The sequence below is a fragment of the Citrobacter sp. W9 genome, from assembly GCF_026719375.1.
In the GTDB taxonomy this organism is placed as follows: domain Bacteria; phylum Pseudomonadota; class Gammaproteobacteria; order Enterobacterales; family Enterobacteriaceae; genus Citrobacter; species Citrobacter werkmanii.
Map to the genome: position 1 here is coordinate 33,271 of NZ_JAPPTE010000019.1, position 11,545 is coordinate 44,815.

9 protein-coding genes and 4 tRNA genes are annotated in these 11,545 nt (G+C 53.5%); 9 read left to right on the forward strand and 4 right to left on the reverse strand.

All coding sequences use genetic code 11. The features are described from left to right. The 9 genes from wzxE (at position 1) to OOJ59_RS21825 (ending at position 6,616) form a co-directional block, all read left to right on the forward strand. Positions 1-1,251, forward strand: coding sequence for a lipid III flippase WzxE (gene wzxE, locus OOJ59_RS21785; protein ID WP_159122113.1), 1,251 nt, complete (start codon positions 1-3; stop codon positions 1,249-1,251). Continuing rightward, positions 1,248-2,327, forward strand: coding sequence for a TDP-N-acetylfucosamine:lipid II N-acetylfucosaminyltransferase (locus OOJ59_RS21790; protein ID WP_137351550.1), 1,080 nt, complete (start codon positions 1,248-1,250; stop codon positions 2,325-2,327). The genes wzxE and OOJ59_RS21790 overlap by 4 nt, the downstream gene beginning before the upstream one ends. Further along, complete coding sequence (wzyE, locus tag OOJ59_RS21795; RefSeq protein WP_038634539.1) at positions 2,324-3,679, forward strand: ECA oligosaccharide polymerase; 1,356 nt, start codon at positions 2,324-2,326, stop codon at positions 3,677-3,679. The genes OOJ59_RS21790 and wzyE overlap by 4 nt, the downstream gene beginning before the upstream one ends. Next, positions 3,679-4,419: a lipopolysaccharide N-acetylmannosaminouronosyltransferase gene (wecG, locus tag OOJ59_RS21800; RefSeq protein WP_069325088.1), complete on the forward strand. Its 741-nt coding sequence runs from the start codon at positions 3,679-3,681 to the stop codon at positions 4,417-4,419. Before wzyE ends, wecG begins: the two co-directional genes overlap by 1 nt. A gap of 276 nt (positions 4,420-4,695) precedes the next feature. Beyond that, positions 4,696-6,081, forward strand: a complete 1,386-nt coding sequence (gene thrP / locus OOJ59_RS21805) for a bifunctional threonine/serine APC transporter ThrP (RefSeq protein WP_121529760.1) — start codon at positions 4,696-4,698, stop codon at positions 6,079-6,081. 102 nt (positions 6,082-6,183) lie between these two features. After that, a tRNA-Arg gene (locus OOJ59_RS21810) sits at positions 6,184-6,260 on the forward strand. Between the two features lie 56 nt (positions 6,261-6,316). Next, positions 6,317-6,392, forward strand: a tRNA-His gene (locus OOJ59_RS21815). A gap of 20 nt (positions 6,393-6,412) precedes the next feature. Beyond that, a tRNA-Leu gene (locus OOJ59_RS21820) sits at positions 6,413-6,498 on the forward strand. A gap of 41 nt (positions 6,499-6,539) precedes the next feature. After that, a tRNA-Pro gene (locus OOJ59_RS21825) sits at positions 6,540-6,616 on the forward strand. A 523-nt stretch (positions 6,617-7,139) separates the two neighbouring features. Here the strand turns inward: OOJ59_RS21825 and hemY are convergent. From hemY to hemC, 4 genes are read right to left on the reverse strand one after another with little or no spacing between them, the layout of a single operon-like run. Beyond that, positions 7,140-8,339 (reverse strand): protoheme IX biogenesis protein HemY, encoded by a 1,200-nt coding sequence (gene hemY, locus OOJ59_RS21830; protein ID WP_038634530.1) that lies wholly within the window; start codon positions 8,337-8,339, stop codon positions 7,140-7,142. Positions 8,340-8,341: 2 nt separating this feature from the next. Next, on the reverse strand, positions 8,342-9,517 hold the full coding sequence (hemX, locus tag OOJ59_RS21835) for a uroporphyrinogen-III C-methyltransferase (protein ID WP_159122115.1): 1,176 nt from the start codon (positions 9,515-9,517) through the stop codon (positions 8,342-8,344). 21 nt (positions 9,518-9,538) lie between these two features. Further along, entirely contained in the window at positions 9,539-10,279 is a 741-nt protein-coding gene (gene hemD, locus OOJ59_RS21840; protein WP_042314019.1) for a uroporphyrinogen-III synthase, read from the reverse strand. Then, positions 10,276-11,217 (reverse strand): hydroxymethylbilane synthase, encoded by a 942-nt coding sequence (gene hemC / locus OOJ59_RS21845; protein ID WP_038634520.1) that lies wholly within the window; start codon positions 11,215-11,217, stop codon positions 10,276-10,278. The genes hemD and hemC overlap by 4 nt, the downstream gene beginning before the upstream one ends. Between the last annotated feature and the right edge of the window lie 328 nt (positions 11,218-11,545).

Genomic DNA, 11,545 nt, shown 5'->3' on the forward strand with positions numbered 1-11,545 from the left:
ATGTCGCTTGCTAAAGCGTCCTTATGGACGGCGGCCAGTACGCTGGTAAAAATTGGGGCGGGTTTGCTGGTGGTGAAACTATTGGCCGTCTCCTTTGGCCCGGCAGGTGTGGGTCAGGCGGGTAATTTTCGCCAAATGGTCACCGTGCTGGGCGTGTTGGCGGGAGCTGGCATTTTCAACGGCGTCACGAAATACGTTGCGCAGCACCATGACGATCCGGCCCGACTCCGTAAGGTGGTCGGTACATCTTCCGCAATGGTGCTGGGATTCTCTACGCTGATGGCGGCGGTTTTTCTGCTGGCGGCCGCGCCGATCAGTCAGGGGTTGTTTGGCCATACGCATTATCAGGGGCTGGTTCGACTGGTTGCGCTGGTGCAGATGGGTATCGCCTGGGCGAACCTGCTACTGGCGCTAATGAAAGGCTTCCGCGATGCGGCAGGCAACGCGCTGTCGCTGATTGTGGGTAGCCTGGTTGGCGTAGTGGCTTACTATGGCTGCTATCGCCTGGGGGGCTATGAAGGCGCCTTGCTGGGTCTGGCCCTGGTGCCTGCGCTGGTCGTTATCCCTGCCATTATTATGCTGCTTAAGCGTGGAACTATTCCGCTGCATTACCTGAAACCCTCGTGGGACAATGGTCTGGCAGGTCAGTTAAGCAAGTTTACGCTGATGGCGGTGATTACCTCTGTAACGCTGCCTGTGGCATACGTGATGATGCGAAACCTGCTGGCGGCACAGTACAGCTGGGATGATGTGGGGATCTGGCAGGGGGTCAGCAGTATCTCCGATGCGTATCTGCAATTTATTACCGCCTCATTCAGTGTTTACTTGCTGCCGACGTTGTCGCGGCTGACAGAAAAGCATGACATTACCCGCGAGGTCATTAAGTCGCTGAAGTTCGTGCTGCCGGCGGTTGCCGCCGCGAGCTTTACGGTTTGGCTATTGCGTGATTTTGCGATCTGGCTGCTCTTTTCCGCAAAATTTACCGCCATGCGCGACCTGTTTGCCTGGCAACTGGTCGGCGATGTACTGAAAGTTGGCGCCTACGTTTTTGGTTATCTGGTGATCGCGAAAGCGTCGCTGCGGTTTTATATTTTGGCTGAAATTAGCCAGTTCATGTTATTGACGGCGTTTGCCCACTGGCTGATCCCGGCACACGGTGCTCTGGGCGCAGCGCAGGCGTATATGGCAACATACATCGTCTATTTTTCTCTTTGTTGTGGCGTGTTTTTACTCTGGCGTAGGCGGGCATGACTGTACTGATTCACGTTCTGGGATCGGATATCCCTCACCATAACCACACCGTGCTGCGGTTTTTTAACGATTCGCTGGCTGCGACGAGCGAGCACGCGTGCACGTTTATGGTTGCAGGCCAGGATGCTGGGTTCAGTGAGAGCTGCCCGGCGTTATCGCTGAGTTTCTACGACGGAAAAAAGGCGCTGGCCCAGGCGGTTATTGCGAAGGCGAAAGCGGATCGCCAACAGCGCTTCTTCTTTCATGGTCAGTTCAACACCAGCCTGTGGCTGGCGCTGCTGAGTGGGGGAATTAAACCGGAGCAGTTTTACTGGCACATCTGGGGCGCGGATTTATATGAAGTTTCCAGTGGGCTGAAATTCCGCCTGTTTTACCCGATTCGTCGCATGGCGCAGAATCGCGTGGGCTGCGTGTTTGCTACGCGAGGCGATTTACGTTATTTCGCCGGGCAGCATCCGCACGTTCGCGGCGAACTGCTCTATTTCCCAACGCGGATGGATCCCTCGCTCAATAATATGAGCAGTGAAAGCCAGCGCAGCGGTAAGATGACGGTGTTGGTTGGCAACTCTGGCGATCGCAGCAATGAGCATATTGCCGCGCTACGTGCTGTTCACCAGCAGTTTGGTGACACGGTGAATGTGATAGTGCCAATGGGGTATCCGGCCAATAATACGGCCTATATCGACGAGGTTCGTCAGGCGGGTCTGGCATTATTTAGCGCGGATAATTTGCAAATATTGAGTGAAAAACTGGAGTTTGATGCCTATCTGGCACTATTGCGTCAGTGCGATCTGGGCTACTTTATTTTTGCTCGTCAGCAAGGGATCGGCACCTTATGTTTGTTGATCCAGGCCGGTATCCCGTGCGTACTCAACCGTGAAAATCCTTTCTGGCAGGATATGGCAGAGCAAAATATCCCGGTTCTGTTTACGACAGATCAACTCAATGAAGGTCTCGTACGCGAAGCGCAGCGGCAACTGGCGTTGGTAGATAAAAATACGATCACCTTCTTTAGTCCGAATTATCTGCAGCCGTGGCATAACGCGCTGCGCATTGCTTCAGGAGAAACTAAATGAGCCTGATGCAATTCAGCGGGCTGCTGGTGGTCTGGCTGCTCTCCACTTTGTTTATCGCCACGCTGACCTGGTTTGAATTTCGCCGCGTGCGTTTTAACTTCAACGTCTTTTTCTCGTTGCTGTTTTTGCTAACGTTCTTCTTCGGATTCCCGCTGACCAGCATCCTGGTGTTTCGTTTTGATGTGGCGGTAGCGCCCCCGGAGATCCTGCTGCAGGCTTTGCTGTCAGCCGCTTGCTTCTATGCCGTTTACTACGTGACGTATAAAACGCGTTTACGTAAGCGCGTAGAGGATAAGCCGCGCAGGCCGCTATTTACCATTAATCGCGTTGAAGCCCATTTAACCTGGGTTATTCTGATGGCGATTGCGTTGGTGAGCGTGGGCGTCTTCTTTATGCACAATGGGTTCCTGCTGTTCAGACTGCAATCCTACAGCCAGATTTTTTCCAGTGAAGTCTCTGGCGTGGCGTTAAAGCGCTTCTTCTACTTCTTCATTCCGGCGATGCTGGTGGTCTACTTTCTGCGTCAGGACAGCAAAGCGTGGCTGTTCTTCCTGGTAAGCACCGTCGCGTTTGGCTTGTTGACCTATATGATTGTCGGCGGAACGCGCGCCAATATTATTATCGCGTTTGCCATCTTCCTGTTTATCGGCATTATTCGCGGTTGGATTTCGCTGTGGATGCTGGCCGCAGCAGGCGTGTTGGGCATCGTCGGTATGTTCTGGCTGGCGCTGAAACGCTACGGGATGAACGTGAGCGGTGACGAGGCGTTCTATACGTTCCTGTACCTGACGCGTGATACTTTCTCGCCGTGGGAAAACCTGGCGCTGTTGCTGCAGAACTACCACAATATTGAGTTCCAGGGGCTGGCGCCGATCGTCCGTGATTTCTACGTCTTTATCCCCACCTGGCTGTGGCCTGGGCGGCCGAGTATCGTTCTCAACTCCGCGAACTACTTTACCTGGGAAGTGTTGAACAACCACTCGGGGCTGGCGATTTCACCCACGTTAATTGGTTCGCTGGTGGTGATGGGCGGGGCGCTGTTTATACCGTTAGGCGCGATTGTCGTCGGGTTAATCATTAAATGGTTCGACTGGCTATATGAATTAGGTAACCGCGAAACCAATCGCTACAAGGCGGCCATTTTGCACAGTTTCTGTTTTGGCGCCATTTTCAATATGATCGTTTTGGCACGTGAAGGACTGGATTCGTTTGTCTCGCGAGTGGTCTTTTTCCTCGTGATTTTTGGCGTTTGTCTGCTGGTGGCAAAACTGCTGTTCTGGCTATTCGATAGCGCGGGACTTATCCATAAACGAATTAAATCGCTGCCCCGGACACAGATTGAAGGATCGTAATGACGGATAACACAACTGCGCCACTCTATTCGCTGCGCGGACTACAACTGATTGGCTGGCGCGATATGCAACACGCGCTAAATTACCTGTTTGCCGAAGGACGCCTCAGGCCTGGGACGCTGGTGGCTATCAATGCCGAGAAAATGCTGACGGCAGAAGATAACCCTGAAGTACGGGATCTGATTAACGCCGCTGAGTTCAAATATGCGGATGGTATTAGCGTGGTGCGTTCGGTGCGTAAAAAATTCCCGCAGGCTCAGATTTCACGCGTAGCGGGGGCCGATCTCTGGGAAGCGCTAATGGCGAGAGCCGGGCAGGAGGGAACGCCGGTTTTCCTGATTGGCGGCAAGCCTGAGGTTCTGGCGCAAACCGAAGCCAAATTGCGTGCGCAGTGGCATGTGAACATTGTGGGTAGCCAGGACGGTTATTTTACGCCGGAGCAGCGTCAGGCATTGTTTGAACGTATCCACGCCAGCGGTGCGCAAATTGTGACGGTAGCGATGGGATCGCCGAAACAAGAAATTTTTATGCGTGATTGCCGGAAGATCCACCCTGAAGCGCTGTATATGGGAGTAGGGGGGACCTACGATGTCTTTACCGGTCACGTTAAGCGTGCGCCTAAACTCTGGCAAAATCTGGGGCTGGAGTGGCTGTATCGCTTACTGTCACAGCCGAGCCGTATCACCCGTCAACTTCGTTTGTTGCGCTATCTCCGCTGGCACTATACCGGCAACCTCTGATGCTCTCTCCTCTGATAAGTAGCGTGATCTGCTAATCACGCTACTTATTCACAACATAATCGCTGCTTTCTCGCACAATCTATTCATTTTTTGAATGCTTTAATTGCCATTTAAGCGATTTTAGGAAACCATTCGCAACAATCATTACAGTGCCGTGGTGTTTTTGGCGCCAACCGTTAAGCGGTCGGTGCCGTATGGCCTGTTATGGAATAACAAGATGTACCCATAACGAGAACCGGTAATACCGGACAGCATGCAAACACATCAAGAGGATTTATGGCCGAGAACAAACCTGAGCTACAGCGTGGGCTGGAGGCTCGTCACATCGAATTAATTGCCCTTGGAGGCACTATTGGCGTCGGACTGTTTATGGGCGCCGCCAGTACCCTGAAATGGGCGGGGCCTTCGGTACTGCTGGCGTATATCGTCGCGGGGCTGTTCGTCTTTTTCATTATGCGTTCCATGGGGGAGATGTTATTCCTCGAGCCGGTTGCCGGTTCATTCGCGGTTTACGCGCACCGTTACATGAGCCCCTTCTTTGGCTATCTCACCGCCTGGTCATACTGGTTTATGTGGATGGCGGTAGGGATATCAGAGATTACCGCCATCGGGGTGTACGTACAGTTCTGGTTCCCGGAAATGGCGCAATGGATACCCGCCCTGATTGCTGTCGGGCTGGTTGCGCTGGCAAACCTCGCCGCGGTTCGCCTGTATGGTGAAATTGAATTCTGGTTTGCCATGATCAAAGTGACCACCATCATTGTGATGATCGTTATTGGGTTAGGGGTCATTTTCTTCGGCTTTGGCAATGGCGGTCAGGCGATTGGCTTTGGCAACCTGACCGAGCATGGCGGCTTTTTTGCCGGCGGCTGGAAGGGCTTTCTGACGGCATTGTGTATTGTCGTGGCTTCCTACCAGGGCGTAGAGCTGATCGGCATTACTGCGGGTGAGGCGAAGAACCCCCAGGTCACGCTGCGTAGCGCGGTGGGGAAGGTGCTGTGGCGTATCCTGATTTTCTATGTCGGCGCGATCTTTGTTATCGTCACTATTTTCCCGTGGAACGAGATTGGCAGCAACGGCAGCCCGTTTGTTCTCACCTTTGCCAAGATTGGTATTACCGCCGCGGCAGGGATTATTAACTTTGTGGTCCTGACGGCGGCGCTGTCTGGCTGTAACAGCGGCATGTACAGCTGTGGGCGTATGCTCTACGCGCTGGCAAAGAATCGCCAGCTACCAGCCGCTGTTGGAAAAGTCTCTCGCCATGGCGTGCCGGTTGCCGGTGTAGCGATTTCTATCGCGATCCTGCTGATTGGTTCGTGCCTGAACTACATCATTCCCAATCCGCAACGGGTGTTCGTTTATGTCTATAGTGCCAGTGTGTTGCCGGGGATGGTGCCGTGGTTTGTGATCCTGATAAGCCAGCTGCGTTTCCGTCAGGCGCATAAAGCGGCGATCGCCAGTCATCCTTTCCGCTCGATTCTGTTCCCGTGGGCGAATTATTTGACGATGGCGTTCCTGATTTGCGTATTAATCGGTATGTACTTTAATGAAGATACCCGAATGTCGCTGTTTGTTGGGATTATCTTCTTACTGGCTGTGACGCTCATTTATAAGGTTTTTGGTCTGAATCGTCATGGCACAGCCCATAAATTGCGGGAATAAGCGACAAAACGCACAAACCATGACCAAACGATAATTTATTTTAAAAAAGCACTAGACAGAAGACCGAGACCTCCGTAATATCCAGCCCCGCAACGGCGCTAAGCGCCCGTAGCTCAGCTGGATAGAGCGCTGCCCTCCGGAGGCAGAGGTCTCAGGTTCGAATCCTGTCGGGCGCACCATTTAGTTAGGTGCCGGAGCTGCGGTGGTTTTAATACCGCGTAAAAGATTTGCAGTGGTGGCTATAGCTCAGTTGGTAGAGCCCTGGATTGTGATTCCAGTTGTCGTGGGTTCGAATCCCATTAGCCACCCCATTAATTTAAAGTTGTGAAATGCGAAGGTGGCGGAATTGGTAGACGCGCTAGCTTCAGGTGTTAGTGTCCTTAGGATGTGGGGGTTCGAGTCCCCCCCCTCGCACCACGACTTAAAGAATTGAACTAAAAATTCAAAAAGCAGTAAAACGGCGAGTAGCGCAGCTTGGTAGCGCAACTGGTTTGGGACCAGTGGGTCGGAGGTTCGAATCCTCTCTCGCCGACCAATTTTGAACCCCGCTTCGGCGGGGTTTTTTGTTTTCTGATTTTCCCTCCTCAGCCTTTATTCCCGCGAATTACCTGATGTCTTAAAAAGTTCGAATCCATAGTTTTTGCAGTGCAATCGTGGCATGCGTTGTGCAATAATATACGGGTAGATGCTCATTCCATCTCTTATGTTCGCCATCAGGCCTCATAAACTCAGGAATGATGCAGAGCCGTTTACGGTGCTTATCGTCCACAGACAGATGTCGCTCATGCCTCATCAAACACCATGGACATAACGTTGAGTGAAGCACCCATTATGTTGTCATACAGACCTGTTTAACGCCTGCTCCTTACCGAGCGGGCGTTTTTTTATGCATATACACGTCATCCTTCAAGCTGCCTCTTTGTTGGCTACGTCTGCTCACCCCAGTCACTTACTTATGTAAGCTCTTGGGGATTCCCAGACTTGCCGCCTTGATGCATCTTGAATGATTTTGTGTATACAATTGCCCGGTAAGCGAAGCGCCACCGGGCAAGAGGGAATTACTGCGGGGGATTGTTGTTCTGCAGCGTCAACATCAGACCATCACGGCGCATGGTGGCGGCTTCTTCCGGCTGATGCAGCCTGTCCAGCGCGTCAGCAAGCCAGGCGTAGTCGTAGGCGTCCGGGCGCTGTTTGAGCGCAGCACGGAAGGCGAGCGTGGCTTCCTGCCATTCGCCATGCTTCATTAACGATTGCCCCAGCGTGCTCCACAGCAACGGGCGATCGCCAACGGCCTTAATCTGCTGGCGCAACACTTTTTCTATCTGTTCCGGGTTGTTGGTTTTCAGGCGCGGGATCGGCAGCACCAGACGGTCGTCATACTGACGTTTCAGACCGTCAATGATGACCTGCTGCGCCGTATCGTGATCGTCGCACTCAATCAGATGTTCAGCCATCGCGACCTGCAGGGCAACCTGATGACGGGTTTTACGGTTCTGGTTTTTCCACCACGTACGTAGCCCCTCACTGCCCTGATCGGCGCGAACCTGATCCATCAGACCCACCCATGCCTGTTGTTCCAGCATTGCGCGGTGCTCTTCATCACCCACATGCGCTTTAGCCATAGATGGAATGATATCCAGTAACGAACTCCATGCGCCGGTGCGAATGTAGGCTTGCTCAGCCAGACGCAGCACTTCCGGATGACGCGGCGTCACCTCCAGCAGCTTATCTACGCTGTGGCGCGCGGCGTGATTTTCATTACGCGCCAGTTGCAGACGAACGCGAGCGATTTCTACCGGGATCGTATCATTCCCGGCCAGTTCAGCTGCACGCTCAAGGTGTTGATTCGCGCGCGCTTCATCGCCACGTTGCTGGGCCGCTTCTGCTGCCAGCAGGTAATTCACTACCGGTTGCTCAGCGTGATCGGCGTTTTTCGACATCAGCTTTTCAACCTGCTGATAATCGCCTTCCGCCAGTTTGAGCAGCGCTTGTTCAGTCTGCTTGCGGGCGCGGCGACGTTTACGGCCGACAAACCATCCGCGGGTATGCGCGCCGGTGCGGAAAATTCGGCGCAGCAGCCATTCAATCGCAAACAGGACGACCATCGCGACGATCAGGATGATCACCAGGCCCGTCACGCTGGTTTCAATGTTGTAATTATCGGTTTGGATCAGCACGTAGCCCTGATGACCGGCAATCATTGGACCAACGACGATCCCGGCAATCAACAGTACAAAGAGTAATAATACTTTTAGCATCATTATTCTCCTTGCGGCGCAGTTGCCGGGGTGTCTGCCGAAGGAGCAGGAGCGGCGGCAACCGGCGCTGTGACAGGCTGCGCCAGTAAATTACGCACGCGGGTCTGCATTAATTTGTCGAGAATAGCCTGGCTCTGCAGTGTTTCTGGCACATCCATACTGATGCTTTGTTGGCTCAACTGGTCTACCTCTTCCAGGAAAGCTTTGGTGGTTGCATCGTCGGTGTCGTAGTAGGCGCGTACCCAGGTAGAGACATTTTCCAGCGCCTGGCGGTATGTCTCTTCCTGATGACGCGGTACGGCCTGGGCGGCTACTAACAGGCGAGAACGAATGTTCTCACGTAAGTAAACGTCCTGGTTCGGCGCCAGCAGCGGGACGGCGGTTTCATCTCGACGGCGAACAGTGATAAAGCTGTCCATAAAATTCTGCCAGCTTTTTTGCAGGTTGACGCGCCATTCACTAATTGAGCTGGACAGCTCGCTGCTGTCGGAGTCCATCGGTGAATCGTCGGTGTCGTTGTCGGCCAGACGCAGGTTATCAATCTGGTTAGAGAGCTGATTCACTTTCAGGATAATGCCGTCATAGTCGACCTGAGTTACCGCGGAGAGGCTCGCGATGTCATCAGTAATCGCACGACGGGCGGCAATTAAGCTCGGGTCGTTCATATCCGCCAGACTGGCGTCGGCGCTTTTCAGCAGCGCCGCGGCGGTGGTAACGTCCTGATCGCTCCATAATTTACGACCAGCCAGTTTTACCAGAAAATCAGCCTGCGCCAGCAGCCATGTCCCAGCATCGCTGCCGGAGATAGTGGCGACTTTTTGCTGTACTTCATCAAGCTGTTTGACCAGCGCGGCTTGCTGGCGAGTGGCTTCATCAAGCTGCGTTGCCTGCTGTTTAATGATGCCTTCCAGCTCAGCTTTTTGGTTTTCTTGCGCTTTTTGCAGCGCCGTCAGCTGGTTCGCCAGCGCATCGCTGGTTGCCGTCTGCGTTGTTGCCTGCTGTTTCCCCCAGCCATACAGACCCACACCTGCTGCCAGCGCAATAGCAATCGCCACCGCGCTCAGAATCAGCGCCGTGCTGTTGTTACCCTTTTTTTCAGTATTGACTGGCTGTGCTGTGGTTTCCACGGCCTCCCTGGTCTCTTCAACCACGGCGGAGGATTTTTCTTGTTCCGTCATTATGGCATCCCATTATGAGAGTTATTGTAATGCGCGTAGTAGCGCATCGTTGTCGGCGTTATCAGCGACCTTAATATCTTGCCAGCCCAGTTCCCGGGCGAGGTGCGCCAGACGCTCACTGACGACCAGCAGCCGACAGCGTAGTAACCAGTGCTCACGATACCACTGCGGAATGAGCGACCAGAGCTGTTGTAACATCTCACCGCTGGTGACCACCACCGTGGTCACGCCGCGAGATTGCCAGCGCATTGCTTCTTCCGCACCATCGTAATTTTTTGCACTGCGTTGATAACATTCACAAAAATCAACATCGGCTCCGCGCGCCGTCAGGGTTTCACCTATCAGTTCCCGACCGCCGTTACCGCGTAAAATAAGCGCGCGTTTTCCCGCAATATTTTGTAATTCAGGTAATTGTAGCAAGACTTCGCTGATTTCCCGATCCAGAGGATAGTGAATATTGCAGCCGCTAACAGTATGCAGTGCCAGCGCCGTTGTACGACCAATGGCAAAATAATGCGGAAGGGAAGGCCAGCTTTTCCCTTGTTGCTGAAGTTCGGCATCGGCAAAGGTGACAGCGTGCTGCGAGAGGGCAAAAACCAGATCGTTATCCGTCAGCGCCGACAGTCGGGAGGCGAGTGTTGCCAGTTCCCGACCCGGGGAAAACTCGATGAGCGGAAAACTCCAGGCCACCTGCCCCAGTGTGCGCAGACGGCTCACTAACTCTTCCCCTGCGGGAGACGGGCGGGTGACCAGAATACTCATGCGGGTGCTTCTCCGTTATAAACTTCAGCCAGAATGGCGCGTGCACCATTCTCCAGGAGCTCTTCTGCCAGAGAGATGCCCATCTGTTCAGCATCCTGCGCGGCGCCACGGCGTTCCCCGCATACCATCTGCGATCCGTCAGGCGCGCCGACCAGCGCGCGTAGCCAAATCTCACCGTTGATGAGTTCGGCATAACTGCCGATAGGCACCTGACATCCCCCTTCGAGGCGAGTGTTCATGGCGCGTTCGGCTGTTACGCGTAGCGCGGTCTCTTCGTGGTTGAGCGGCGCTAACAACGCCTGAGTACGCATATCGTCCAGTCGGCACTCTATGCCGACGGCGCCTTGCCCGACAGCGGGCAGGGAGACTTCCGGCGGCAGTGCGGTACGGACTCGCGACTCAAGCCCTAAACGTTTTAACCCAGCGACCGCCAGAATAATGGCGTCATAATCGCCGTTATCCAGTTTGCCGAGACGCGTACCGACGTTGCCGCGCAGCGAACGGATGACGAGATCCGGGCGACGCTTTGCCAATTGGCACTGGCGACGCAAACTGGATGTCCCGACAATGCTACCTGCGGGAAGGTCATCCAACGTGTTGTACTTATTTGAGACGAAAGCATCACGCGGATCCTCTCGCTCGCAAATGGTGACCAGTCCAAGACCGTCAGGGAATTCAACCGGCACATCCTTCATGGAATGCACGGCGATATCGGCGCGTTTTTCCAGCAGCGCGACTTCCAGCTCTTTAACAAACAACCCTTTCCCTCCGACCTTTGCCAGCGGGGTATCAAGGATCACATCGCCACGGGTTACCATAGGAACCAGTTCCACGATCAGACCGGGGTGATTTGCCATTAAGGCGTCTTTGACATAATGTGCCTGCCAGAGCGCAAGGGGGCTTTGGCGTGTGGCAATTCTCAAAACATTGTCTAACATGCTTGTTACCGTCATTATCAATCATTGACCATCCTAACATCCTTATCAAAGGGATGTCAGCGTTACGCTCAAACGTAAGTGAGAGGAAAAGCTGCTGCATCATCAGTGGCAGTGAATAATGACGAGAAACCTTCCGACCGTATGAAGGAATTTACACGTAACGAACGGTGCTACACTTGTATGTAGCGCATCTTTCTTTACGGTCAATGAGCAAGGTGTTAAATTGATCACGTTTTAGACCATTTTTTCGGCTGTACCGCACAAAAAAATACGGGCGAAAAACAGGTAACGGTTATTTTTGACATACGGTTTATCCGAATTGATGACG

Bases quoted from the DNA above. Each gene is read 5' to 3' on its own strand.
- wzxE (WP_159122113.1), top strand. From the start codon at position 1: ATGTCGCTTGCTAAAGCGTCCTTATGGACGGCGGCCAGTACGCTGGTA.
- OOJ59_RS21790 (WP_137351550.1), top strand. From the start codon at position 1,248: ATGACTGTACTGATTCACGTTCTGGGATCGGATATCCCTCACCATAAC.
- wzyE (WP_038634539.1), top strand. From the start codon at position 2,324: ATGAGCCTGATGCAATTCAGCGGGCTGCTGGTGGTCTGGCTGCTCTCC.
- wecG (WP_069325088.1), top strand. From the start codon at position 3,679: ATGACGGATAACACAACTGCGCCACTCTATTCGCTGCGCGGACTACAA.
- thrP (WP_121529760.1), top strand. From the start codon at position 4,696: ATGGCCGAGAACAAACCTGAGCTACAGCGTGGGCTGGAGGCTCGTCAC.
- hemY (WP_038634530.1), bottom strand. From the start codon at position 8,339: ATGCTAAAAGTATTATTACTCTTTGTACTGTTGATTGCCGGGATCGTC.
- hemX (WP_159122115.1), bottom strand. From the start codon at position 9,517: ATGACGGAACAAGAAAAATCCTCCGCCGTGGTTGAAGAGACCAGGGAG.
- hemD (WP_042314019.1), bottom strand. From the start codon at position 10,279: ATGAGTATTCTGGTCACCCGCCCGTCTCCCGCAGGGGAAGAGTTAGTG.
- hemC (WP_038634520.1), bottom strand. From the start codon at position 11,217: ATGTTAGACAATGTTTTGAGAATTGCCACACGCCAAAGCCCCCTTGCG.